This window comes from Tessaracoccus sp. (assembly GCF_016714275.1).
Taxonomy (GTDB): domain Bacteria; phylum Actinomycetota; class Actinomycetes; order Propionibacteriales; family Propionibacteriaceae; genus Arachnia.
In genome coordinates this window covers 127,376-153,110 of sequence record NZ_JADJNP010000004.1, presented here as the reverse complement: position 1 = coordinate 153,110, position 25,735 = coordinate 127,376, and the positions used below count along the sequence as shown (strand labels likewise).

22 protein-coding genes are annotated in these 25,735 nt (G+C 67.8%); 7 read left to right on the top strand and 15 right to left on the bottom strand.

The genetic code is table 11. The annotated features are described in order from the left end of the window. The first annotated feature begins 1 nt into the window (after position 1). The 6 genes from IPJ61_RS14920 to IPJ61_RS14895 all read left to right on the top strand — a co-directional run bounded on the left by IPJ61_RS14920 (position 2) and on the right by IPJ61_RS14895 (position 8,912). The gene (locus tag IPJ61_RS14920; RefSeq protein WP_297109220.1) at positions 2–910 is read left to right on the top strand and encodes a carbohydrate ABC transporter permease; all 909 of its coding nucleotides are present in this window, start codon (positions 2–4) and stop codon (positions 908–910) included. Further along, complete coding sequence (locus IPJ61_RS14915) at positions 910–1,770, top strand: carbohydrate ABC transporter permease (protein ID WP_297109218.1); 861 nt, start codon at positions 910–912, stop codon at positions 1,768–1,770. The genes IPJ61_RS14920 and IPJ61_RS14915 overlap by 1 nt, the downstream gene beginning before the upstream one ends. A 198-nt stretch (positions 1,771–1,968) precedes the next feature. Further along, entirely contained in the window at positions 1,969–3,687 is a 1,719-nt protein-coding gene (locus IPJ61_RS14910) for a glycoside hydrolase family 13 protein (protein WP_297109215.1), read from the top strand. 117 nt (positions 3,688–3,804) lie between these two features. After that, positions 3,805–6,246 (top strand): glycoside hydrolase family 31 protein, encoded by a 2,442-nt coding sequence (locus IPJ61_RS14905; protein ID WP_297109212.1) that lies wholly within the window; start codon positions 3,805–3,807, stop codon positions 6,244–6,246. Positions 6,247–6,316: 70 nt separating this feature from the next. After that, a complete protein-coding gene (locus IPJ61_RS14900; RefSeq protein WP_297109209.1) occupies positions 6,317–6,979 on the top strand; it encodes an ATP-binding cassette domain-containing protein in 663 nt (220 codons plus the stop codon). Beyond that, positions 6,972–8,912, top strand: a complete 1,941-nt coding sequence (locus tag IPJ61_RS14895) for a YhgE/Pip domain-containing protein (protein WP_297109206.1) — start codon at positions 6,972–6,974, stop codon at positions 8,910–8,912. The genes IPJ61_RS14900 and IPJ61_RS14895 overlap by 8 nt, the downstream gene beginning before the upstream one ends. Before the next feature lie 108 nt (positions 8,913–9,020). Here IPJ61_RS14895 and IPJ61_RS14890 read toward each other — a convergent pair whose 3' ends face one another. Both IPJ61_RS14890 and IPJ61_RS14885 read right to left on the bottom strand, forming a co-directional pair. Beyond that, a complete protein-coding gene (locus IPJ61_RS14890; protein ID WP_297109203.1) occupies positions 9,021–9,632 on the bottom strand; it encodes a TrmB family transcriptional regulator in 612 nt (203 codons plus the stop codon). Between the two features lie 103 nt (positions 9,633–9,735). After that, positions 9,736–10,233 (bottom strand): Lrp/AsnC family transcriptional regulator, encoded by a 498-nt coding sequence (locus tag IPJ61_RS14885; protein ID WP_297109200.1) that lies wholly within the window; start codon positions 10,231–10,233, stop codon positions 9,736–9,738. Between the two features lie 76 nt (positions 10,234–10,309). On the opposite strand from IPJ61_RS14885, the gene IPJ61_RS14880 reads away from it, so the two are divergent. After that, positions 10,310–10,933 carry a YitT family protein gene (locus IPJ61_RS14880; protein ID WP_297109198.1) on the top strand — a complete coding sequence of 208 codons (624 nt, stop codon included), beginning with the start codon at positions 10,310–10,312 and terminating at the stop codon, positions 10,931–10,933. 282 nt (positions 10,934–11,215) lie between these two features. Here the strand turns inward: IPJ61_RS14880 and IPJ61_RS14875 are convergent, their stop codons facing one another. The 13 genes from IPJ61_RS14875 to IPJ61_RS14815 form a co-directional block, all read right to left on the bottom strand. Next, a complete protein-coding gene (locus IPJ61_RS14875; protein ID WP_297109196.1) occupies positions 11,216–11,677 on the bottom strand; it encodes an RrF2 family transcriptional regulator in 462 nt (153 codons plus the stop codon). 14 nt (positions 11,678–11,691) lie between these two features. Next, complete coding sequence (locus tag IPJ61_RS14870) at positions 11,692–12,699, bottom strand: sulfate/molybdate ABC transporter ATP-binding protein (protein ID WP_297109193.1); 1,008 nt, start codon at positions 12,697–12,699, stop codon at positions 11,692–11,694. Further along, positions 12,696–13,532 (bottom strand): sulfate ABC transporter permease subunit CysW, encoded by an 837-nt coding sequence (gene cysW, locus IPJ61_RS14865; protein WP_297109190.1) that lies wholly within the window; start codon positions 13,530–13,532, stop codon positions 12,696–12,698. The genes IPJ61_RS14870 and cysW overlap by 4 nt, the downstream gene beginning before the upstream one ends. Continuing rightward, the gene (gene cysT / locus IPJ61_RS14860; protein ID WP_297109187.1) at positions 13,529–14,410 is read right to left on the bottom strand and encodes a sulfate ABC transporter permease subunit CysT; all 882 of its coding nucleotides are present in this window, start codon (positions 14,408–14,410) and stop codon (positions 13,529–13,531) included. The genes cysW and cysT overlap by 4 nt, the downstream gene beginning before the upstream one ends. Beyond that, positions 14,407–15,450 carry a sulfate ABC transporter substrate-binding protein gene (locus tag IPJ61_RS14855; protein ID WP_297109184.1) on the bottom strand — a complete coding sequence of 348 codons (1,044 nt, stop codon included), beginning with the start codon at positions 15,448–15,450 and terminating at the stop codon, positions 14,407–14,409. The genes cysT and IPJ61_RS14855 overlap by 4 nt, the downstream gene beginning before the upstream one ends. Positions 15,451–15,622: 172 nt before the next feature. Next, positions 15,623–18,025 carry a beta-glucosidase gene (locus IPJ61_RS14850; RefSeq protein WP_297109181.1) on the bottom strand — a complete coding sequence of 801 codons (2,403 nt, stop codon included), beginning with the start codon at positions 18,023–18,025 and terminating at the stop codon, positions 15,623–15,625. 121 nt (positions 18,026–18,146) lie between these two features. Continuing rightward, on the bottom strand, positions 18,147–18,809 hold the full coding sequence (locus IPJ61_RS14845) for an RraA family protein (protein ID WP_297109178.1): 663 nt from the start codon (positions 18,807–18,809) through the stop codon (positions 18,147–18,149). A gap of 18 nt (positions 18,810–18,827) precedes the next feature. Continuing rightward, a complete protein-coding gene (locus tag IPJ61_RS14840) occupies positions 18,828–20,210 on the bottom strand; it encodes an alpha-amylase family glycosyl hydrolase (RefSeq protein ID WP_297109175.1) in 1,383 nt (460 codons plus the stop codon). Positions 20,211–20,226: 16 nt separating this feature from the next. Further along, entirely contained in the window at positions 20,227–21,468 is a 1,242-nt protein-coding gene (locus tag IPJ61_RS14835; protein WP_297109172.1) for a mandelate racemase/muconate lactonizing enzyme family protein, read from the bottom strand. A gap of 36 nt (positions 21,469–21,504) precedes the next feature. Then, positions 21,505–22,323, bottom strand: coding sequence for an SDR family NAD(P)-dependent oxidoreductase (locus IPJ61_RS14830; protein WP_297109169.1), 819 nt, complete (start codon positions 22,321–22,323; stop codon positions 21,505–21,507). Beyond that, entirely contained in the window at positions 22,320–24,044 is a 1,725-nt protein-coding gene (locus tag IPJ61_RS14825) for a glycoside hydrolase family 13 protein (RefSeq protein ID WP_297109166.1), read from the bottom strand. Before IPJ61_RS14825 ends, IPJ61_RS14830 begins: the two co-directional genes overlap by 4 nt. 49 nt (positions 24,045–24,093) lie before the next feature. Beyond that, on the bottom strand, positions 24,094–24,753 hold the full coding sequence (locus IPJ61_RS14820) for a YesL family protein (RefSeq protein ID WP_297109163.1): 660 nt from the start codon (positions 24,751–24,753) through the stop codon (positions 24,094–24,096). Between the two features lie 19 nt (positions 24,754–24,772). Beyond that, a complete protein-coding gene (locus IPJ61_RS14815; protein ID WP_297109160.1) occupies positions 24,773–25,732 on the bottom strand; it encodes a carbohydrate ABC transporter permease in 960 nt (319 codons plus the stop codon). Between the last annotated feature and the right edge of the window lie 3 nt (positions 25,733–25,735).

Below are 25,735 nucleotides of genomic sequence, written 5' to 3'. Positions count from 1 at the left end.
CATGAGCACGACAACGACTGAGGTCGTCGGCGGCCAGAAGGTGCGCCGCGCCAAGCGCCGCGTCGAGCCGATCTATTACCTGTTCCTGGTGCCGAGCCTGATCCTCTTCACGCTCGCCATCACGATCCCGGGCATCATCGGCATCTTCTTCAGCTTCACCGACTCGATCGGCATCGGCACCTGGAGCTTCAACGGGCTGACCAACTACGTCGCCGCCTTCAGCGACCCCGCCATCCTGCAGAGCTACCTGTTCACCTTCGGCTTCTCGATCGCCACGGTGATCGTGGTGAACGCGATCGCGTTCATGCTGGCGGTGGGGTTGACGTCCCGCGTCCGGTTCAAGACGGGGTTGCGGACCATCTTCGTGATCCCGATGGTGATCTCCGGCATCATCATCGCCTACGTCTTCAACTTCCTGTTCTCCAACTCGCTCCCCGCCGTGGGGACGGCGCTGGGGATCGAGTTCCTGCAGACCAGCATCCTCGCCAACCCTGACCTGGCCTGGACCGCGATCGTCGCCGTCACCGCATGGCAGGCGATCCCCGGCACGCTGCTGATCTACATCGCCGGCCTGCTCTCCGTGCCCGGCGACGTGTACGAGGCGGCCGACATCGACGGCGCCACGAAGTTCCAGCAGCTCACCCGCATCACCGTTCCGCTGGTGGCCGGGTACGTGGTGATCAACTTCATCCTCGGCTTCAAGGGCTTCCTGAACGCCTACGACATCATCGTCGGCCTCACCAACGGCGGCCCGGGTACCGCAACCCGAAGCGTCGCGATGACGATCATCACGGGCTTCAACGGCGGCGACTACGCCTACCAGATGGCGAACGCGACGATCTTCTTCATCGTGGCCATCCTCATCTCTGTCCTCCAGCTGTCGCTGACGCGTGGAAGGAACGCATTCTGATGTCGACGCAGACACTTCCCACGAAGCTCAACATGAAGATGGAGCGGGTCAACTGGTCCGGCACCATCATCCTGATCCTGTGCGCGGTCACGGTGCTGCTCCCGCTGTACGTGACCATCTCGATGGCATTCAAGACGACGTCGCAGGCGGTCGACGGCAACGCGTTCTCGTTCCCATCGCCGATCTCCATCGACGGCTTCATCGAGGCCTGGAACCTCACCAAGTTCCCGGTCGGCGCGGGCATCTCACTGTTCGTCACCGCGGGCACCGTGGTGTTCACGATCTTCCTCGCCGCGTTCGCGTCCTATGCGATCGTGCGCAACTGGGATCGTCGGCTCTTCCGCTGGTCGTTCTTCTACCTGCTGGCCGCGATGTTCATCCCGTTCCCCGTCGTGGCGCTCCCGCAGATCCAGCTGACCGGCCGGTTCGGGCTCGACAACCCCTTCGGGGTGGTCATCCTGGCGACGATGTTCCAGCTCAGCTTCAGCGTGCTGCTGTTCACCGCGTTCCTGCGCTCGATTCCCCTGGAGCTGGAGGAGTCGGCCCGCATGGACGGCGCGACGACGTGGCAGACGTTCTGGAAGCTGATCTTCCCGCTCCTCGCCCCGATGAGCGCCACGGTGGGCATCTTCGCGTTCCTCTATGCGTGGAACGACTTCATGATGCCGTCGCTGATCATCTCGGATCCTGCCCTGCAGACCCTCCCGGTGCGGCAGAACCTGTTCCAGACGCAGTTCAGCAACAACTACAACGTGAGCTTCGCGTCGTACCTGATGGCGATGGCGCCGGCCATCGTCGCCTACCTCTTCACCCAGCGATGGGTGATGGAAGGCGTCACCCAGGGCGCGGTCAAGGGCTGACCCAATAGGCTGAGCCTCACCGCTGGTTGAGCCTCACCGTTCCTTGAGCCAGGCCACGGCGACGAAGGAGCCGCAGTCCGCGAAAGAAAGCTCCGAGACCTCGATCGGCGACCTACGGCAGTAGCGACCCGCTCCCGGTTCCTGTGCTGTTCCACAGCGCAGGAGCCGGGTGGCAGACCACAACATGAAGGAAAACCCATGACCGCAGACCGCACCCAGTCGTCCCTGTCTCATCGACCCGACGGCTGGTGGCGGTCTGCGGTCGTGTATCAGATCTATCCGCGATCGTTCCAGGACTCGAACGGCGACGGCGTCGGCGACATCCCCGGCATCACGTCCCGGCTGGACTACCTGTCCGAGTTGGGTGTCGACGTGTTGTGGCTGTCGCCGGTGTATCGCTCGCCGCAGGTCGACAACGGGTACGACATCTCCGACTACCGCGACGTCGATCCGCTGTTCGGTACGCTCGAGGATCTCGACGAGCTGATCGCCCAGACGCATGCCCGGGGGATGAAGCTGGTCATGGATCTCGTGGTGAACCACACCTCGGACCAGCACGCGTGGTTCCAGGAGTCCCGCGACCCGGCTTCGCCGAAGCGCGACTGGTACTACTGGCGCCCCGCCCGCCCCGGTGCTGAGCCCGGCACTCCCGGCGCGGAACCCGACGACAAGCCCGCGGCGTTCGCGCCGTCGGCCTGGACCTACGATCCGGCAAGCGGCGAGTACTACCTCGGGATCTTCAGCCCCGGTCAGCCGGACCTGAACTGGGAGAACCCCGAGGTGCGTCAGGCTGTGTACGAGATGATGCGCTGGTGGGTCGACCGGGGCGTCGACGGCTTCCGGATGGACGTCATCAACCTCATCTCGAAGCCCGCCGAACTGGTCTCGGGTAGCGCGATGGACCCCAACTCGGCCAGCTTCGGGGAGATCGCCAACGGCCCCCGACTGGACGAGTTCCTGGCCGAGATGAACCGCGAGGTCGGCCTCGACGAACGCAACCTCATCACCGTCGGCGAGACACCAGGCGCGACCATCGAGGTCGCCCAGCGCATCACGGATCCTGCCCGCCACGAGCTGAACATGGTGTTCACCTTCGAACACATGCACCTCGACCAGGTCCCCGGGGCGGCGAAGTGGGACATCGCCCCGCTTCCCCTTCCTGCGTTGAAGGGCAACCTGGCCGACTGGCAGGAAGGGCTGGCCGAGGCCGGCTGGAACTCGCTGTACTGGGATAACCACGACCAGCCCCGCGCGGTGTCCCGGTTCGGCGACACCTCTCCGGAGCATCGCGTGAACTCCGCGAAGACCCTTGCCACAGTGCTGCACCTGCACAAAGGCACCCCGTACGTGTACCAGGGCGAAGAGTTCGGGATGACGAACTCCCCGTTCACCGAGATCGGCCACTACCAGGATGTCGAGTCGCTCAACTACCACCGGCTGGCCACCGCCCGCGGCATTCCCGAAGAGGACATCCTGCGCTCGCTCGCCGCGAAGTCCCGCGACCACGCCCGCACCCCGGTGCACTGGGACGCGACCGACCACGCAGGCTTCACCACCGGCACACCTTGGTACGCGGCAAACCCGAACTACACCGAGATCAACGCCCAGGCCGCGCTCGCCGACCCCGGCTCCGTGTTCGCGCACTACCAGGCCCTGATCCGGCTGCGTCACGAAGACAAGACAGTCCAGGAGGGCCGGTTCGAGCTGCTCCTCCCGGACCACGACCAGATCTGGGCCTTTACCCGGACCCTCGACGACGACACGCTCCTGGTCCTGGCGAACTGCTCCTCGACCCCCGCGGGGGTCCCCGACGGCCTCCCGGACCTCGCCGGCGCGGACCTCGTCCTCAGCACCCACCCGGAGCCGGACCCGTCGGTCCTTGCCCCCTGGGAATCCCGCATCCTCCGCCTCGCCTGACCCAGACCCGAACACAGATCTCTCTCTATACGGCCAGCCAGGCCCTCTATACGGCCTGGCTCCCCGTATAGATAGATCTGTGTCGGAGACTCGACCCAAGGAGCAATCTTGTTCTCCATGTCCGACGGCCGACCCGCCCCGGCGCATCTCGACGCCGTCGTCGCCGGCCCCACCTACCGCTTCACCGTGCTCACCTCGCGTCTGCTCCGGATGGAATGGAACGAGCGCGGGGAGTTCGTCGATAGGCCGACCCAGCTCGTCGTCTCGCGTGACTTCCCCATACCGGAGTTCACCATCGCGCATCTTCCCGATGGCGGGTTGGAGATCCTGACCGACGACCTCCAGGTCGTCTACGACGGCAAGGAGTTCAGCGAGGCGGGGCTCACGGTGCGGTTGCTGCGCGGCACCTCCGACGGGCACTACTCGACGTGGCGGCCCGGCGTCGCCTATCCGCAGCAACCGCCGTTCCGCGGCAACCTGCTCGGCACGACGCGGACCTTGGACGAGGTCGACGGTGCGACCGAGCTCGACTTCGGCATCCTGTCCACCTACGGGTTCGCCGTCGTCGACGACTCGGGCTCGGTGCTGCTGTCCGAGGACGGCTGGATCGAGCCGCGGCCCGAGGGCGGCCCGCGTGGGAGGCAGGACCTCTACCTCTTCGCGCACGGCCGCGACTTCGCCGGCGCGCTGCGCGACTACCACCGCCTCACCGGCCCGACGCCGCTCGTGCCGCGGTATGTGCTCGGCAACTGGTGGAGCCGGTACTGGCGGTACGACGAGGACGGGTACCTGGCGCTGATGGACCGCTTCGCGGCGGAGCGGATCCCGCTGTCGGTGTCGGTGATCGACATGGACTGGCACCTCGTCGACATCGACCCGGATATCGGCACGGGCTGGACGGGATACACGTGGGACCGGGAGCTGTTCCCGGACCCCGCGCGTTTCCTGAGCGAGCTGCGTGACCGCGGCCTCGCGGTCACGCTCAATGTGCACCCCGCCGACGGCGTACGCCGCCACGAGGACGCATACCCGCAGGTGGCCGAGGCGATGGGCATCGACCCGGAGAGCGGGCTTCCCGTCGCGTTCGATGTCACGTCCCGGGAGTTCGTCGACGCCTACCTGACGCATCTGCATCACCCTCTGGAGGAGGAGGGTGTCGACTTCTGGTGGCTCGACTGGCAGTCGGGCAGCACGACGAGCATTCCGGGCCTCGACCCGTTGTGGATGCTGAACCACATCCACTTCCTTGACTCAGCACGCGGCGGTAGGCGCCCGCTCACCTTCTCGCGCTACGCCGGGCTCGGCAGCCACCGCTACCCCATCGGCTTCTCAGGCGACGCGATCATCACCTGGGACTCGCTCGACTTCCAGCCGTACTTCACCGCGACCGCAGCGAACGTCGGCTACACGTGGTGGTCGCACGACATCGGCGGGCACATGTGGGGCGCCAAGGACACCGAGCTCACCGTGCGGTGGTGCCAGTTCGGCGCCTTCTCGCCGGTGAACAGGCTCCACTCGTCGAACAGCCCGTTCACGACGAAGGAGCCGTGGACGTTCGGCCCGCGCGCCTTCGGTGTCATCTCGCGGTTCATGCGGCTGCGTCATCGCCTGATCCCGATGCTGTACACGGCTGCCTGGCGGGCGCACACCGACGCCGTCGCCGTCGTCCGGCCGATGTACCACGACCATGCCACAGCCGGCGAGGCCTTCTGGGCGCGGAACCAGTACCTGCTGGGAGAGCACCTGCTGGTCGCCCCGATCACGACGCCCGAGGACAAGACCTCGACGCTCGGCGCCGTCCGGGTGTGGCTGCCCGACGGCGCCTGGTTCGATCTGTTCACCGGCCAGCACTACGACGGCGGGCGCCATCTCTCGCTGCATCGCGGCCTGGAACAGGTTCCTGTCCTTGCCAAGGCCGGTTCGGTGCTGCCGCTGGCCGACGCCTTGGATCCGGTGACCGATGCCCCGTCGCGCCTCACTCTGCGCGTGTTCCCCGGCAACGGCGTCTCCCACCTGAGCGAGGACCATGGCGAGGGCGTCCCGTCCGAGCCCAATGTGACGAGGTTCTTGGCTAGCCTCACCGTCCGCGACGACGGCCTCGCCGACCTCCACCTCACCATCGAGCCGACGACCGGACCCAACCCGCTCACAGAGCGCAAGATCACACTAGAGATCGTGGGCGCCGACGCCGTAGAACGGATCGAGGGAGTCTCACAGCCGGCGGCTGCCGCGCTGCCTGACGCCGTCGGACGTGTCGCTCCCGCCGTCGCCACCGACGAGCTTCTCTCCCCGGCGCTGCGGGTCGAGCTGGGAACCGTCTCCTCCGACGGCGCCAACATCGTCCTGGTCGGCCTACGGCCCGCCGCGTCGGACCTGATCGGCGACACGTTCGCCCTCCTCGACGCCGCCGAGATCGAATTCTCGACCAAGGAAGCCGCCTGGAGCGCGATCAAGCGACTGAACGGCCTCGACCTGGCCCAGGAACTGACCACCATCGACCTACCGCCCTCGCTCCGCGACGCCCTCCTCGAACGTGCCTCCGCCGCCCGCCCCTGGTAACACCGGGCGAGCCGGAGCTATTGCCGGGATAGGGATTGCCTGAGGGACCACGCGCTCGTAGATTGCCCACGTGTCAGATTACTCCGCCCTCAGTCCGGTGATCGTCGCAAAGGGCCTCAGCTTGTGCACCCCGCGCGGCCACGTCTTCAACCCGGTCACGGCGACCATCGCTCACCGGTCTGTCGTCGCGGTCGCCGGCGCCGACGGCTCGGGCAAGTCCGCGCTGCTGCTCGCGCTCGCCGGGCGCATGCGCGGCATCGCCGGCGAGCTGATCGTTGACGGGATCGACGCCGTCGCTCACCCCGGGCGGGTGCGCAAGGTCACGTCCGTCGCGCGGATCGCCGACCTCGTCGCGGCCGAGCCGAAGCTGTCGCTGGAGGACTGCATCACGGAGCGCACGCTGGCCGACGGCGCCTCCGCCCGCGAGCGGCACGCGAACTACCTGCACGCCGCGCTGCTGCTTGGCCTCGACGAGCCCCGCGACACCCTTTTCGGACAGCTATCCCCCGCCGATCAGACCCGGGCCGCGATCGCCCTGGCAGCGATCCGGCCCGCCCGCCTGGTCGTGGTCGATGACATCGACCGCGAGACGACCCTCACCGACCAGGCTGCGCTCTGGGCCGGCCTCCTCGCGCTCGCCGACGACGGCGTCACCGTCGTGGCCTCCACCTCCGAGCGGGCCGCGGTGCCGCCGGAGGCCCTCACCGTAGAGATGGATCCTCGCCATGCCTGACAGCTCCCGCAACCCCCTCACGCTCGCCCGCTTCGAACTGCGCCGGTTCAAAGGCCCGCTGCCGCGCCTGGCCCTCGCCTTCATCCTCGTCGTCCCCATGCTGTACGGCTGCATCTACCTCGCGGGCAACTGGGACCCGTACGGCCGCCTCAACCAGGTGCCGGTGGCCGTCGTCAATCACGACGTCCCGACCGCCGTGAACGGCAAGGAGGTCTCTGCCGGCCGAGACTTCGTCGACAGCCTCCACCGATCCGGAACCTTCGCCTTCGCGGACGCCTCGTCCGCCGATGCCGAGGCGGGTCTCGAACGCGGCGACTTCTATCTCGTCATCACCGTGCCGGAGAGCTTCTCCCGTGACCTCGTCAGCGCAAAAGACCTCGACCCCCGGCGCGCCAGCATCGAGTTGCGCCGCAACGACGCCAACGGCTTTGTGATCGGCACCATCACCAACTCGGCGCAGAACTCCATCGCACGCGCCATTGACGAGACCGCGGTGCGCAGCTACTTCGAGGCGGTGTTCGCGAACCTCGACACGATCCGGGGTGGCATGCAGAAGGCGGCCGACGGTGCGGCGCGACTCGATGAGGGTCTCGCCACGGCGCACGACGGCAGCTCCGCCCTTGTCTCGGGGCTCCACACGCTCCGCTCCGGGGCCGCGAAGCTGTCCGAGGGAGCCGGTCAGGTGGCCGACGGCACCGCCCAACTGGCCGACGTCGTCGATCCGGTCCTGAGCGCGGCGGCCGAACGCCTCCCCGAGGCGCAGAAGAAGGTGCAGGATGCGGCCGACCGCGCGGCAGACCTGACAGCCGCCGTCGCCGACGACGCGGCGCGGCTCGATGACGTGTCCTCCTCCCTTTCAGACGACCTCGATGCGCTGCTCGCCGACCATCCGGAGCTGGCAGACGACCCCGTCGTCGCGCGGCTGTCGACCCACGCCGCGAAGCTCGGCGCGTTCACGTCGTCCGCGGCCGAAAAGGCCGCGAAGGTTGCCGACGACGTCGCTGCGGCAGACACGCGCCTACACAGCCTTGGTGACCTGTCGGCCAAGGCGACCTCGGCGAAGGAGAAGGTGGACGCGCTGCGCGACGGTGCCGCGAAGGTGTCCGACGGCGCGGCCACGCTCAGAGACGGGATCGCGGAAGCCGCGGAGGGCGGCGACGCACTCGATGACGGTCTCGCACAGCTCTCCGAGGGTGCGCACACGCTCGCCACGGAGCTGGCGGCCGGAGCCGCCCGGATCCCTGTCCTGACCGCGGCCGAACAGGACGACGCCGTCACGGTCATGTCGGCCCCGGTAGACGTGACCATGCAGGTCGACAACCCTGCCCATGTGAACGGCCGCGGCCTCGCCCCGATGTTCTTCTCCATCGCTTTGTGGATGTTCGGCATCTCGGCGTTCTTCCTCCTCAGACCTATCACCGGACGCGTGCTTGCTGCGCGCGGCTCCGATCTCCGCATCGGGCTCACCGCGTGGGGGACGCTCGCCGCCACGTCGGTCGTCGCCAGCTGGATCATGCTGGCCGTCGCCTGGATCGGCCTCGGGATCGCCCCGGTCCATCCTTGGCTGCTCATCGCGCTCACGACGCTGGTCGCGCTGGCCTTCTCCGCCATCGCGCACCTCCTGCGCACCTGGCTGGGTCTCGTCGCGACGGCGGGGATGCTGTTACTGCTGATCCTCCAGCTCACCGCTGCGGGCGGGACCTACCCACCGGAGATGCTGCCGCCCTTCTTCGCGTCGCTCGGCAGGTTCATGCCGATGCGGTACAGCATTGAGGCGTTCCGGATCGCGATCTCCGGAGGTCTGATGAGCCGGTTCGTGCTCGACGTCGCGCTGCTCGCCCTCGTGCTGCTGTCGAGCGTCGTCCTGCTGCTGGTCGTCGTTCACCGGCGGCGACGGTTCTCGATGAAGGACCTTCATCCGCCGTTCGGATGAGCGTCAGCGTTTCGCTCATCGAGTTGTCCCCCGCTCCGGCATGTCTCGGCGACAAGGCTCGCCAATCCGATCCAGGTATCGCTCGTCATTCGCGAGTTGTAGACCCGCCTACAGATCGACCATGTCGGTCAGCAGGGGCCCAGTGTCGAGGGTGGCCACCAGGGCCGTCCGGAAGTCGACGGCCAACAGCAGCAGGTGCCCGCCGACCGTACCGTCCGGGCTCTCGTGACGGAACACCTCGCCGACGTCGAGATCACCGTCGCCGAAGACGTTGACCACCACCCGGCAGTCGGAGTTAGCGGCGGCGCGCAGGGCGTCAGCGAGCCAGCCGAGATCATCCGACCAGCAGCACAACGCCACGCGCTCCCGAGCGGCGTCGATCAGAGCAAGCACCCGATCGGCCACGGCGTCGTGACCCTGCACCGCGGTGATGGCCGTTGTCGGTTGGGGTGCGGTCCAGGCGGCGAGATCGGCGACCAGCGCGTCGACACGGCGGGCCGTCTGCCGCTTGAGCCGCCCCAGGGTCTCTGCCGGCGGCACTGCGACATGCCGCGCCGGCGAGTCGGTCGTCGTGCGGCTGGCGAACCCCTTCTCACACAGGGACTCAAGAGCCGGGTAGGTGTTGGCCCGCTGCAGGCCTGCGGACTTGGCGAGCTCATACCCCGTCGCCTCAGGGTGCTGCAGGAGAGCGAGGTAGCACCGCCAGTACAGCTTCGCCACCCTTCTCGGTGGGAGGTTTTCGTTCAGTTCTGGACAAAAACCTCCCACCTAAGGACAAGGACCCTACGACCGTCCAGGTCGGTCACAAGCAGCGCATAGCTGCCTAACCGCCCTCGGCGAGGCGCTCGAGCAGGGGGCGGGACCGGTACGGCATGACCGGGTTCACGGAGATCATGGTGTTGGTGCGCTGGATGCCGTCGATTTCCAGGATCCGGTTGGTGATCCGATGCAGATCCAGGGTGTCCTTCGCGACGACACGGGTCAGCAGGTCGGCGTCGCCGGTGGTGAAGTGCACCTCCATCACCTCGGGGATGGCGTACAACTCCTCCGCGGCCTCGGGGCCGTCGCGCTGGCTGAGCGCGAGCGCGACGAACGCGACCAACGGGTAGCCGAGCGACGTCGGGGTCACCCGGTAGCTGAACCCCTCGAGCACCTGGTCGCGTTCGAGGCGCTGCATCCTGGCGTGGACGGTGTTGCGGGAGATGCCCAGCTTCTGGGCAACCTGCAGGATCGAGGAGTTCGGGTCGTCGTCCAGCGCCAGCAGGATCCGGGCATCCAGCACGTCGAGCTGCCTGACACTTGGCATATTTTCGCTGTTCACGGCAGACATTATGCATCCATCCCAGCGACATCCCCTTCGCTTGCACATCCCCGACCAGCTCTCCGAAGATCGGAGCGTGCTCAAGACTCACTCGAAGGCCCGCGTGTCCGCAGCCCACTCCCCCGTCGAAGACATCGCGGCCCTGGTGACGGCCGCCGCGGTGATCTCGCTCGGGCTGTTCTTGCTGAAGTCGGCCGGCGCCGCGACCGGCGGCACCGAGGGCATCGCGCTCTTGCTCACCAACACCCTGGGCGTCGACCTCGGCCTCGCGATCTTCCTCCTCGCCATCCCCTTCTACGGCCTCGGTCTCTGGCAAAAGGGCTGGCGCTTCGCCCTGCGCAGCGCAGTCGCCGTCACGCTGATCTCCGCCATGTCGACGGTCAGCGGCCTCGCGCTGGGCGCGGTCGACGTCAACCCCGTCTACGGGGCGCTCGTGGGAAACGCGCTGCTCGGCATCGGGTTCCTGATCCTGTTCCGCCACGACGCCAGCCCGGCAGGCTTCAGCATCGTTTCCCTGATCGCGCAGGACAAGCTGGGCTGGCGCGCCGGCCACGTGCAGTTGGCGTTCGACACGCTGATCGTCACCAGCGCGCTGGTCTTCGCCCCGCCGTCGACGGTGCTGCTGTCGGCCTGCGGCGTGGCGATGCTCAGCCTGGTCCTGATCCTCAACCACCGCCCAGGTCGGTACCTGGCGACCTGACAGCGCATCACCCTTGTCTGGCGACTGGCCGTGCCTGCCCTGCGTCGCCCGCGTTCCGTAGCGCAACACCTGCCTTCACCCGTGACGCCTGCGCTGCGCAGCGCGACGCCAGCGTCGTGATGAAGGGGCCTGTGTTAGGTCGTGACGCCTGCGCTAGAAGGGCCGATAGGGCTGGCGTCACGACGCAACGCTGGCGGCACCAGTGGAAGGCTGGCGCCACGACGCCGCCCAGGTGGCGCGGCAGTAGGCAGGCGCGCGCCCGGCCCCCTCGGGTAGCCCCGCTCAGCGGTTCTCCCAGGCGTCGGGGAGGTCGGCAAGAACACGCACCTGGTCGGGGAAACCGCCGGTGAGGAGCGCATCGAGGGACGTGTCGTCGAGGACCTGGCGCAGGCTCGCGCGGACCGCGACCCACAGCACGGGCAGGTGCTTGGCGACGCCGTCGTAGGTGGTGTCCTGGGGGCGACGGCCCCTCACCTCGGCGAGGGGGCCGTCGACGGCCCGGATGATCGCGCCGACGGAGATCTCGGTGGCCGGGCTCGTCAACCGATAGCCGCCACGCGCTCCCTGCGCGCTGCGCACAAGGCCCGCCCTGCGGAGGTCTGCCAGGATGTTCTCAAGGAACTTGCGGGGCAACGCCTGCGCCTGGGCGAGGGCATCCGCGGGCACCGGCCGGTCGTCGCCGGCCGCCTCCGCCAACTGCAGCATGGCCCGCACGGCGTATTCGGTCTTCGCGGAGATCTCCATCCGCTCATTGTGTCTCAACTCGCCAGCGCCGGGGGCCGCTCCGCCGACGACAGCGTGCGGGTCGGGAGCACCCAGACCCTGTCGCCGACCCTCAGGTCGAGCCCAGTGGCCTCGTCGCGGGTGAGCTGGGCGAAGAAAGCATCGCCAGACGCGGGTTCCCTGAGCTCGACGCGCACCTCGAAGCCCAACCGGACGAGGCGGTCCACCTCCGCCTCGACGACGGGAAGCCCTTCGGCCTGGGCGGCGCTGTGCGCGCGGTGGGCGTCGCGCTCAACCCTCAGGTCATGCGGTCGGGCCAGCGCCCCGCCGAGCCGCGACACCGAGCCGAGGAAGGACATCACGAACGCGTTGTCCGGCCGCTCGTACAGCTCGTCGGGACTGCCCACCTGCTCGACCCGGCCGGCGTTGAGCACGGCGATCCGGTCCGCGACGTCGAGCGCCTCCTCCTGGTCGTGGGTGACCAGCACGGTGGTGACGTGGACCTCGTCGTGCAGCCGACGCAACCAGCGCCGCAGGTCGTCGCGGACCTTTGCGTCGAGGGCGCCGAAGGGCTCATCGAGCAGCAGCACCTGAGGATCGACGGCGAGCGCGCGGGCCAGCGCCATCCGCTGCCGCTGGCCACCGGACAGCTGCGCGGGGTAGCGGTGCTGGAACCCGGCAAGGCCCACCACCTCGAGCAAGTCGTCGACGCGGCGTCGGATCTCCTGCTTTGGCCGCTTGCGGATGGTGAGGCCGAACGCGACGTTGTCGCGCACCGTCATGTGCTTGAACGCGGCGTAGTGCTGGAACACGAAGCCGATCCCCCGCTTCTGCGGGGGCTGGCTGGTCACGTCGGCGCCGGCGATCAGCACCGCGCCGGAGTCGAGGTCCTCCAACCCGGCGATGGAACGCAGCAGCGTCGACTTCCCAGACCCGCTGGGGCCGAGCAGGGCGGTGAGGCTGCCGGCCGGGATGTCGAGGGAGACGTCGTCGAGGGCGGTGAAGCTCCCGTAGGACTTGGTGGCGCGGACGACTCGGATCATGGCTTGCTCCTGACGGTGGTGGGTGCGTGTTCGTGGGGGCGCCGGCTGTCGATGACGGTCATCAACAGCAGGATGACGAGCGCGATCATCATCAGCAGCGTGGCCGCGGCGTAGGCGCCATGGGTGTTGTGGTCGTCGATATAGCGAGCGTGGACCAGCAGCGTGAGGGTCTGTGAGACGCCGGGGAAGCCCGAGCTGACCATGATCACCGCGCCGAACTCGCCGAGCGCGCGGGCCGCGGTGAGGACGACGCCGTAGGTGAGGCCCCAGCGGATGGCGGGCAGCGTGATGCGCGTGAACGTCTGCCAGGTGGAAGCGCCGAGCGTGGCGGCGGCCTGCTCCTGCTCGGTGCCGATCTCGCGCAGCACCGGCTCGACCTCACGAACAACGAAGGGAAGGGTGACGAACAGCGTCGCGATCACCATGCCGGGCAGGCCGAAGATGACCTTGACGCCGAGGGTCTCCAGCCCGCCGAACCACCCGTCGATGCCCCAGAGCATGATCAGGGCGACGCCGACGACGATCGGCGAGACCGCGAACGGGAGGTCGACGATGCCGGAAAGCAGCCGCCGGCCGGGGAATCGTCCGCGGACGAGAACCAGCGCAGTGACGACGCCGAACACCACGTTGAGCGGCACGACGATGGCGACGATCAGCAGCGAGAGGTTGAGCGCGGAGATGGCCGCGGGCGTGCGGATCGAGTCCCAGAACGCGCCGAGGCCCGGCTGGAAGGTGCGCCACAAGATGGTGATGATCGGGAAGGCGAGGAGCACGGCGAGATAGGCGAGCGCGAGCGTGCGCAGCGTGACGCGACTGGCGCGGGAGACCCTCATCGGGCCACCTCCTGCCGGTCGAGGGCGCGGCTCGCGAAGACCCGCAGCACGAGCAGCGTGGCGAACGAGACGAGCAGCAGCGCCACGGACACCGCGGCCGCCGCCACCGGGCGGTCAGTCTCGATCTGCTGCTGGATGTACTGCGAGGCCACCTGGGTCTCGCGGGGGATGTTGCCGCCGATCAGCACGACGGACCCGTACTCGCCGATGGCACGCGCGACGGCCAGGCCTCCGCCTGAGACGATCGCCGGCGTGAGCGCAGGCAGCACGACCCGGCGGAAGGTCGTCCAGTTGCCGGCGCCGAGCGACGCCGCGGCCTGTTCGACGTCGGTGTCCAGCTCGATCAGCACCGGCTGCACCGAGCGCACGACGAACGGCAGCGTGACGAAGGCCAGCGCGATGCCCACGCCCCAGCGGGTGGCGTTCAGCTCGACCCCGATGGGACTCGACGGCCCGTACAACGACAGCAGCACGATGCTCGCGACGATGGTGGGCAGGGCGAACGGCAGATCGATCAGAGCATCGACGATGCGCTTTCCGGGGAACTGGTCGCGCACGAGCACCCAGGCGATCAGCGTCCCCGCGACGACGTTCACCCACGCGACGCCCGCGGAGATCAGGATCGTGGTTCCCAGCGCGGCCAGCGCCGAGGGGGCGGTGACGGCGTCCCAGAAGCCGGCCCATCCGTCGTCGAACGCCGCGACGGTCAACGCGGCCAGCGGCAGCAGGACGATGATGCTCAGCCACAGCGTCACGACGCCGAACGTCAGCCCGTTCACCCGCCCGGCGCGGTGCCTCCGCGCCGCCGGTTTCGGTGGAGGACCGCCCGACGGGGCCGCCTCCTCGGCGGCCCCGGGGGCAAGGGTGGGCGCGGTCACGACGTCGCCTCGTCGTAGATCGTGGCGATCTTTCCGGTCTCCTTGGCGAACAGCTCCGGGTCGACGACGCCCCAGCCGCCGAGGTCGTCGATGGTCCACAGCTTCTCCGGAGTCGGGAACTTGTCGGCGAACTCCGCCGCGACGCTCGCGTCGGTGGGCCGGAAGCCCGCCTCCGCCCATAGCCGCTGCGCCTCGGGCGTGAAGAGGTAGTCGCGGAACGCCGTCGCCACCTCGAGGTTGGGGCTGTCCTTCAGAACCGCGACCGGGTTGTCGATGCGGAAGGTTATCGGCGGGGTCACATGGTCGACCGGCTCGCCCTGCTCCTCGATGAAGAGCGCCTCGTTCTCGTAGCTCAGCAGCACGTCGCCGGTGCCTTGGAGGAACGTCTCCGTGGCCTCGCGGCCCGACTTCGGTTGCACATGGATGTGGTCGTTGACCAGCACCGCCACGTAGGCGAGGCCGGCCTCGGGGTCCTTTCCGCCGTCGCTCTTCGCCGAATACGGCGCGAGCAGGTTCCACTTCGCGGATCCCGAGGAGAACGGGTTCGGCGTGACCACCTCGATGCCGGGGGCGAGCAGGTCGTCCCAATCCCGTATCCTCTTCGGGTTTCCCTCTCGGACGACGATGGTCACCACCGACCCGAACGCCACGCCACCGTCGCCGACGGAGCTCCAGTCGTCGGCGACGAGGCCCGCGTCGACGAGCCGGGTGATGTCAGGCGCGACGGAGAAGTTCACGAAGTCCGCCTCCGCGCCGGCCGCGACCTTGCGCGACTGGTCGCCGGACGCGCCGTAGGACTGACGGAACTCGACACCCTTGCCCGCCTCCGTGGCGGTGAAGGCGGGGATGACCTTGTCAAAGCCGACCTTTGGCACCGCGTAGGCGTACAGGTTGATCACCGACGACTCGCCAGCGCCCGCCTGGGCGGGCTCGGCTCCGCCGCTGACATCGTCACTGGCGCCGCCTCCGGTGCAGGCCATGAGACCCGACGCGACGACGGCCGCGGTGACGGCGAGTACTGCTCTGCGGGGATAGCTCATGGGAATGCTCCTTGTTACTGCCCGGCCTCAGCCGGGAGGGCGCCCGGACCATCCGGCCGCCCTTCGGGAGCAATATAGTGTTAATCCCATGGAATTAGTAGGAGTTTAGCTGAGGGCGGACGTCGTCCTGCCCGGACCCGCCCTCGGGCGAGCGCGGTTCAGGGTCTGAGCATCACCCGCCCAGGCGGATCCCGCGCCTAGGTTGGTCGGGAACGACCACCTCGCGCGCCTGCGCCGGCGCGTTCGCCAGCACCTGGCGGAGCACGTTACGCGCCGTGCGCTGCACCTCACCGAGGGTAAGAACGCCGTCGGCGAGGCCGTCGACGACACCTGTGTCGAGTTCATCGGTGAACGGGGTCTTGCCGCCGGGCATCAGCACATCGACCTGCGCCCGCACCCGGTAGCCGCCGTCGCGCAGGCCGGGGAAGAGCGGGGCGTCGGCCATGAACGTCCACCAGTCGGTGACGATGTTGCCCTCGTAGCTCCACTCCCCGCGCAGGATCGTGGTCACCAGGTCGTAGTGGTAGTAGGCCCACACACCGTTGACCTTGTTGTACGACGTCATGATGTTCTTCGGCGCAGCCTCGCCGACGACGATCTCGAACCCGCGCAGGTACACCTCGCGGAGCGCGCGCTCGGAGACGCGCGAGTCGTTGGTGATGCGCGTGAACTCCTGGTTGTTGGCGGCGAAGTGCTTCGGGCACGCCGACGCCCCGGACGCCTGCACGCCTCGGACGACGGCGCCCGCGGCACGGCCGCTGACCAGCGGATCCTCGGAGAAGTACTCGAAGTTGCGCCCGCACAGCGGGTCGCGCTGGATGTTCATGCCGGGACTGAGCAGGACGTCGGAACCCTTGCGGAGCATCTCCTCGCCGAGGCGCGCCGACAGCGCCTCGACCAGGTCAACATCCCAGGTCGATGCCAGCGCCGAGCCGCAGGGCAGCAGGGATGCGTACGAGCTGAGCCGCAGTCCGGACGGGCCGTCGGTCGTGATCACCGGCGGCACGCCGCGGCGTCGCAGCCCCTCATCGACGCCGCCCAGCGCGCCAGCGTTGCCCGGGGCCCCCAGCGGGCTGTCCATGGTGCGGTCGCCGTAGCACAGCGCCACGAGTTCCTCGACGGGAAGATCGCGGATGAACGCGTCGAGAGAGACCTGTCCAGAGACGACATCGCTCCAGATCAGGCCGAATGACGTCGGCTCCAGCGCCACGGGCAGGCGGGAGAGGATGCGCCCGCGCAGATCGACGGTCGCCGTCGGGACAGCCTCCCAGTTCAGTTCTCCCGAGGTGTTGGTGATCCGCGGGAACGACACGACGGGCGCTGCGGCCTCCTCCAGTTGACGGACGACGACGAGCTCCGGCACCTCGACCGACCCCGCGGGCGCGGCGCTGCGCACATCCGTGCCGACGAAGAAGCGGTACTCGCCGGGCTCGAGGACGTAGGCGCTGCGGTGCCCGGTGGCGCCCGAGTCGTCGTAGGACGGGAGCAGGTCGAACGCGAGCTCGACGTCGGCCGACTCGCCGGGCTGCAGGACGCCGGTCTTGGCGAACGCGACCAACTGCCGTGCGGGCTGCGACAGCGCACCGACGGGGCTGGCCTGGTAGGCCTGCACCACCTGCCGCCCCGCCCGCGTTCCGGTGTTCGTGACCGTAACTGCGACAGCCCGGCTCTCCGCGCAGCGACCCGGCTCAACCGGCGTGAGATCGAACGACGTGTAGGACAAGCCGAAGCCGAAGGGGTAGAGCACCTTGTCGGGCGCGAACGTCTCGAAGTAGCGGTAGCCGACGAAGATGTCCTCGGAGTAGTTGTTGAACGCGGGGCTGCCGAAGTTGGCGGCGCTCGGGTAGTCGACGTACTCCCGTGCGATGGTGGCCGCGAGGCGGCCGGTGGGCTCGGCGGCGCCGGTCAGGACGTCGGCGACGGCGGCGCCGCCCTCCATGCCACCCAGCCAGGCGAGTAGCATGGCGCTGGGGGCGTACTCCTCGATCCACGCGAAGTCCATCAGGTTGCCCGTGTTGATCACCACGACGGTGCGCGCGAACGCCGACGTCACGGTCGACAGCAACGCACGCTCGTCGGTGGTCAGGTAGTAGGAGCCGGGGTCGAGCGTGTTGTCACGATCCTCGCCTGCCGCCCTGCCCAGCACGACGACGGCGGTCTCCGACGACGCCGCCTCCTCCGCGGCCAGCTCTGCCGACACGTCCATCTCCGGGTAGGACCGCGGCCATGCGCCCCACGTGCCGTGCTCGACAGGGTGTGCGGCGCACCATTGGCGGTAGACCTCGGCCAGCTCCCCGTTCACCTGCACGCCGTCGGCCCGCTCGAGACAGTCGAGAAGCACGGTGGTGTAGGCGGCGTTGACGTCGCCTCCGGAGCCGTAGCCGACCGTCATCCAGTCGACCTGACCGCGCCCGAACACGCTCACGCGCCCCTCGAGCGGGAGCGCACCGTCGTTGCGCAGCAGCACGACGCCGTCGACCGCGGCCTGGTAGGCGAGCGTCTTCAGCGCGGGGTCGACGTGGCGGTCGTCGTCGAGGACGGTGGTCGAGCCTTGGGAGAGAAGGGCGTCAGTCATGCCCGGCATTTTTCCATCTCGTGACCGTGGTCGCTGCCGCACCAGCGAGTTCCGTAGAGCACCCTTCCGAGTGAGCAAGCAGGCCCGAATGGTGAGCGGTGCTCGGGGTCCCTGCGTCGACTCAGAGGACGCCGAATGTCGCGTACGCCTCGGTGCTGCTCATCCCGCCCTCGATCGCGCGGCGCGTCGTGGACTCAGCAGACACCTTCAGGAACGCCCTCTCCAACACCTCGTCCTCCAGCTCAGGTGGAATGACCGCGACGCCGTCGATATCGCCGATCATCAGGCTCCTGGGTTGGACCAGGACCGACCCGATCTCGACAGTGACCCGGTAGTCGCGAACCGAAGATCGCGCGCCGGCGTCCTGCGCGTAGGAGCCTCGGCTGAACACGGGCCAGTTCTGCGCCATGACTTGGTGCGTGTCCCGGTGGTACCCGTCGATGACGGCACCCACCGCTCCCCTCCTCTTTGCCGTCGCAGTGAGGATCTCGCCCCACGCGGCGCATGGGATGCTGCCACCGCGCGCGACATAGATCTCACCGTCTTCCAGGGCGTCAAGAGCCTCGGTCAGTCGACCGAACGGACGCGCAGGGATGCCAAACTCGTCGTCGATCAGCACGGGCATGGCACGACCGACCAGCATCATCGACGGTGCCAGCGGACGGATCTCCGGCGGGAGGAACTGGTGGCGGCGGCCGAGCTGATCAAGGACGTCACAGATGACAGGCGTGTAGAGCCGCTCCCGGATGCGCTGGAACAGCGGCTGCTCGTCAGTAGAATTCATGTGGGTCTCCGGTTCCTCTCAGCGGCCGTTCGGTAGTTCGGCGCGCACGGGCATCTGGTCGTCGGCAAGAGTCACGTGGAGCGCCCGGTAGCCACCCCTCGGCTCGTAGTCGGCCGCGACGTCAACCTGGCAGCGGTCGTCGAGACCGAGTTCAACGGACTCTCCCGAGAGCAGGTCCACCACCCGCAGCCGCGCGTCCACCGCAACACCGAGATCCCCGCGCGGCACTTGGATCTGCGCACTGACAGGCTCGCTGGTGTTGTTCACGGCGACGATGATCGCCTCGGTCCCATTGCCGAGAGCAAACGGCGCGTGGGAGAGGCGGCCGTCATAGGGAACCGCCGCGATCGCCATGGTCGAGGAGTCACCGTTGATCAGGTGCAAGAATCGACGACGCAGGGACAGCATCTCCGTGACATCGTCGAGCATCGCCTTCTTGCTGGGATCATCCAGGCCGACCCAATCGACACGGTTGCCGTACATCCACCCGCCCGGGCCGCCGTCCCCGAACAGACCCTGCGTCAGGTTGGGCACCGGGGCCGGATCGGCGTCGAATTCCTCGCCTGCGAGGAAGATCGGGATGCGCGGCGCGAGCAGCGCCCCGTGGGCGGCGAGGGCACGGCTGCCCTTCAGGTAGTAGTGGTTGCCCGGCAGTCCCTGCCACCCGTAGTCGTGACAGCTGAGCTGCGCGGCCGCGAGGCCCCGGGGCTCCTTCAGGAAGTCGCGTACGTGCAGAGCGCGAACCGGGTTGAACTCGGCGCCCATGATCTCCTGCTGGGAGAAGTGGAAGCGCTCGTTCTCCGGGAAGACGACGAGTTCCTTGCCCGCCTCGCGGGCCGCGAGGACGATCTCCGCCCAGAGCGAGGGATCCCCCATGTCGACGTCGATCCGGAACCCGTCGACGTCGTACTCGAGGGCGTAGGTGAGCCAGAGGTCCTTCCACCACGCCCGGAACTCCGGGTTCGCATAGTCGTAGTCCGCCATGCCCCAACTCGACGACGGAAACCAGTCGGGATGCTCGGCGACCAGGGGCGACTCGTGGAGGACGCCGTGGGCGATGACGTCGAGGAAGAGGCGGATGCCCTGCGCGTGGCAAGCCCGCACGAGCTCCCTGAACTCGTCGGGCGTGCCGAGCACAGGGTCGATGGTCTGCGGCTCAAGCGCCGCGTACACCGACCAGATGCCGTAGAAGTGGGCCGTGGCCAGGTGATGCCCGGCCATCCAGATGCCGTTGACGCCCACTCTCCGCAGATACGGTAGCCGCTCCCGCATACTGGCGAAGGTGCCGCTGCCGTCACCTGCTCCGGCGCCATCGGGGGACGTAAAGGTCCTCGGGTTCAGCTGGTACATGACGAGGTCCTTCGCCCATGCGGGCGCTTCGGGGATCGCGACAGGGGGCATCGGCTTCCTTTCGATTTCAGGCGGCTTCGAAGATCGGCTCGCCGGGCTTGGCGTGACGTCGGACCTGATCGACGTCCACGTCCACACCGATACCTGGGCGATCAGTCATCCGAATGAAGCCATTCTCGATGATCTGCCGATCGACGATGTCATCGAAGAACGGTACGTCCTGCGCGTGGTACTCAAGAGCAAGGAAGTTAGGCCAGGTGGAAGAGACCTGAGCGGCGAACGCCGTCCCGACCGGACCCGCGATGTTGTGCGGCGCGATCGACATCCCGCGGTCATCGGCAGCCTCGGCAATCCGCCTGGCCTCCCTCACGCCGCCGACCTTACCCAGGTCCGGCGTCACGACAGAGAACGCCTGCGCCGCGATCAGGCGCTCGAAGCTACGGTGGCCGATGAGGTTCTCTCCGCCACCCAGCGGAACTGAGGTCCGCGCGGCGAGACTGATCAGCCCGTCCACATTCTCCGGCGGAAGAGGATCCTCGAGCCACATCAGCGGCGCGGCGGAGACGGCGTCTGCCAACCGCACAGCCGATGCCATGTCGTAGCGCCAATGCAGGTCGAAGGCGAGGTCAACGTCCGGCCCCGCGCCGCGGCGCACCGCATCGACCATCCCGGCGGCCAGCTCCTCACCACCCGCGGGCATGGTGCGCGAACCGGGCCGCGTCGGCACGAGGCCCGGCACATCGAGGTCAAACTTCAGCGCCGTGAAACCCTTCGCGACGGCCTCCTCGGCTCGCGCCTCGAGCAGGTCGAGGTCGATGGGCTCGGTCTCCGCCCCGGGGTCGAAGAGCATCGCCCCAACACTGCCCTCTGCGACCCCCTCGTCGACCCAACGCGGCTTCCGGATCTGGAGGAGCGGGCCAAGGCTCATCAGGCCCGCACCTCCATGGCAGTCTGCGTAGACGCGCACTGCGTCGTGATAGCGCCCGCCGAGCAGCCGCCAGAGGGGAATGCCGAGGGCGCGGGCGTTGAGGTCCCACAGCGCCGCGTCAATTCCCGACAGCGCGTTGTGGACCACGCCTCCGACCGACCCTGCCCCGGAGGCGGCGATCTGGAGCCGCCTGATCACGGCTTGGGGATTGCGGGCGTCATCACCTGCCACCAGCGAGGCCATCTCCGCGACGATGGCGGTGAGACCGGGCGCGAAAAACGACTCGCCCCATCCGACGAGGCCATCGTCGGTCTCAAGGCGGATCAGGGTCCAGTCGAAGTTAGCTTCGACGACAGCGGTGGTGATCGATCTGATTCTCATGAGGCTCCTGAGGATGCCGGGGCGGGGCCCGTTCAGCTAGCTGTGGTCTTCGAGCCCGCGGTAGCGGACAAGGTGATGGGAGTAGGCGCCGTCGACGACGAGGGTCGCGCCGCTGACGTACCCGGCTGCAGCCGAGGCGAGGAACACAGCCGCGCCGGCGACATCCTCCGGCGTTCCCACCCGACCGAGCGGGATCAGTTCCGCGAAATGGGCAGGCCCGACCTTCGCGATGATGTCCCGGTTGATGTCGGTAGCGATGGCGCCGGGCGCGATGGCGTTCACCCGCACTCCGGATGGACCTAGTTCGACGGCCATCGTCTCGGTCATCATCCGGAGCGCGGCCTTGGACGCGGCGTATGCGGCGTTCGAGTGCGAGGGCACCCGGTCGTGAATCGACGAGACATTGAGGATCGACCCGTTCCTGGACCGCGACAGGAGCGGCAGCAGCCGCCGCGCGACCTGGACCGGGGCGAAGGTGTTCACGGTGAACGTGGCGGCAAGTACCTCTCCGGTGAGGCTCGGTAAGGCGGCCGGGAACTCGATCCCAGCGTTGTTCACGATGATGTCCAGCCTGGTCTCGGAGTCCAGCAGACGGTCGCAGAGCCGGTCGATCTCCGAGGCGTCAGACAGATCGCAGGCGACGGCCCGCGCGCCGATCCGTCGTGCCGCGGCCTCGGCCTTCTCGGTCCCGCGCCCGTGCACATAGACGTCCGCTCCCGCGCGGACGAACGCCTCCGCGATGGCGTACCCGATCCCGGAGGTCGCACCGGTGACCAAAGCCGTCAACCCGTGAAGGTCGAACCTCGACCGCACGAAGTCGTCCGCGGCGCGTGGCGGTGCGACGGCGCCGCTCATGCGGTCGGGGAGAGGCGCAGGATGCGGGACTCCCAGGGGGCCAGGACCGACGGGTCCGGCTCCGGATGCGTGCCGAGGATGAGCTCCCCGCCGGTGAGGTCCGGGAGGTCGTCGACGGGGACCTCTGCCGGGGTCGAGGAGCAGTTCGCCAGGACCAGGAGCCTGCCGTCGAGGGTGCGGGTGAAGGCCCAGACCTGGTCGTGGTCCGGGAGGAGGAGCTCGAACCGGCCCTCGCGGACCGTCGCGTCGTCGTGGCGCAGCCGGATCAGGGCCTGATAATGCGCGAACACCGAGCCCGGATCGGCCACCGCCGCCTTCGCGTTGATCTCGACGTAGTTCGGGTTCGCCGCATACCAAGGGGTGCCGCTGGTGAAACCCGCATGCGCCGAGTCGTCCCAGTGCACGGGCGTGCGGGCATGGTCACGGCTCTTCGCCGCCAACGACGCCAGCACCTCCTCCTCGGCGATGCCATGAGCCGTGGCGAGCGTGTGGTAGTTCAGCGACTCGACGTCCTGGTAGTCATCGATCGACTGGAAAGGCGAGTTGGTCATGCCGAACTCCTCGCCCTGGTAGATGTATGGCGTTCCCCTGTGGAGATGCAACACCGCCGCGAGCGTTTTCGCAGAGTTCACGCGATGCTCCGGGGAGTCGTCGCCGAACCGGGACACCGCGCGTGGCTGGTCGTGGTTGTCCCAGTACAAGGAGTTCCAGCCCGCCTCCGCCAGCCCGTCCTGCCAGGTCGCAAGGTTGCCCTTCAGCACCGGAAGCGGGAGTTCGGCAAGGTCCCACTTGGACCAAGACCCCTGATCCAGACTGACGTGCTCGAAGGTGAACACCATGTTCAGCTCGTGGCGCGCGGGGTCTGTGACGAACTGAGCCAGCTCGATCGTCGCCCCGGGCATCTCGCCGACGGTAAGGAGGTTGCGTTCGTCGAGGCCTACCTCGCGGTTCATCTCGGCCAGGAACTCGTGTAGGCGGGGCCCCCAGGGTCGGTACTCGCGCCGGCTCGTGTCAGGGTCGAGCGGGGCGCCGGAGGTCAACTCATCCGGCTTGGAGATCAGGTTGATGACGTCCATCCGGAACCCATCGACACCCCGGTCGACCCACCAGCGCATCATCTCGTACACAGCCGCGCGGACGTCGTCGTTCTCCCAGTTCAGGTCCGGCTGCCCCGGGCTGAACATACCGTAGTAATACACGCCACTGGCCGGGTCATAGGTCCACGCAGACGGCGCGAAAGCTGCACCGCTGTCGTCGGGCTCGGCGCCTGGGGCGCCTGGCTCGGCCCCAGTGCGCGCGGGTCGCCAGAAGTACCAGTCCCGCTTCGGGGAGGCCGGGTCGCGGGATTCCTGGAACCAGGCGTGCTGATCAGAAGTGTGGTTGACCACCAGATCCATCACCAGCTTGATCCCGCGGGCGTGAGCCTGAGCGATCAACTCGTCCAGGTCCTCGAGAGTGCCGAACAGGGGGTCGACGTCCTGGTAGTCGGAGATGTCATAGCCGTTGTCGACCTGCGGCGACCGATACGCCGGAGACAGCCAGAGCACGTCCACGCCGAGCGTCGCGAGATAGTCCAGACGTGAAGTGATGCCCGGGATGTCGCCGATCCCATCGCCGTTCGAGTCCTGGAACGACCGCGGATAGATCTGGTAGACGACCGCGGACCGCCACCAGCCTTCCGGACGAGAGGCGATGTCGGTGTGGGTGCTGTGCGTTGTCACGAGTGCCTTCCAAAAGTGGCTGTCAGCAGGTCAGATAATTATATGGAGTCTATATGTATTGCCGGGTGGCCCCGACAGCGGCTCGCGCGTCCATGCCCGGCAGGCGACCGAACGAATACACAGCCATGACGACGGCGAAGATGGGCACGGCGAAGCCGAAGGTCATCAGGATTCCCGGCCATTGGCTCCAGGCCCAGACGGTAGCCACGAGGAGCGCGACGATCATGGCGCTGCACAGGGGCCGCGCGATGACCATCTGCAGCGACGTGCGAACGACCCACCACGGGCGCTCGTCGAAGTTGGACCGCACCACCCACGAGGCAAGGACGAACAGGCCATAGAAGACGTTGATCAGCAGCAAAAACCCGGAGACGGCGAAGCCGGCGACGCCCATGTCATTCCAGTTGGCGAGGTAGTAGTCCCACACCAGCAGGAGACCGACGAGCAGCTGCGGCCAGCCGAAGGCATTAGCGGCCCCCAGGTCAATCTTCCACGCGCGATGGAAGGTGACCCAGGTCTGCTTCACCGTCCAGCCACGCTCCTCCGACAGCATCCAGGTTCGGAACGTGCCGTACGAGGCCGCCACCGCCGGGAAGAACCCGGCGATGACGACCCCCATAAGGACATGGACAACGAACGCAACGTTGACGACGAATACCATCATCACGACACGCGCGGCCCGCTCGTAGCCGAGCGCCACTCCCCTCATGCGTATGCCTCCGTCACGGTCAGCCCTTGACGGCGCCGATCATGACGCCCTTATCGAAGAACCGCTGCAGGAGCGGGTACGCGATCATCAGCGGCAACGTCGAGACAATGATGACGCCGAACTTGATCTGGTCGGCGAACTCCTGCGCCTCACCCGCACCCTGGCCCACCGATCCTCCCGCCTGGCCGGCGGACTGATTCGCCATGAGGATCTGCTGCAATACGTTCTGGAGCGGCAGCAGGTTCTGCTCCCGGATGAAGATCAGGCCCGTGAAGAAGTTGTTCCAGTGCCCGACGAAGTAGTACAGGCCGATCACGGCGATGATGGCACCGGAGAGCGGCAGCACCACCTTCGTGAAGTAGCCGAAGTACGTCAGGCCGTCGATCTGGGCCGCGTCGTACATCTCCTCAGGGATGGAGGACTCGAAGAACGACCGGGCGATGATCATGTTGAACACCGAGAACGCGCCCGGGAGGACGAACACCCACATACTGTTCAGTAGCCCGAGGCTCTTGATCAACAGGAACATCGGGATGAGGCCGCCGCTGAAGAACATCGTGAAGGCGAACAGGAACATGATGATGCGACGCGGACGAAACTCCCTGCGCGACATCGCGAACGCCGCCGGCAGGGTCACCAACAGGTTGATAGCGGTGCCGACAACGGCGTAGATGATCGTGTTCCGATAGCCGGTCCAGATGCGGGCGTCGCTGAGGATCAGCTCGTATCCTGCCCAACCGAACCCCTTGGGCAAGAGCGTCACCTGCCCGGTGGCCACCGCCTTCGGCGCCGAGACCGAGGCGATGATGATGAACCATACGGGGTAGGTGACCGCAGCGATGATCAGGACGACGATGATCGCGAGGCAGATATCCACCAGCCGGTCCATCGGCTGCTTCTCCTCCTTGCCGCGCTTCCGCGGGACGAAGGCCGGATCCAGCTTCGGCGCGAGCGAACCTGTCTGTTGTGTGTTGCTCATGGT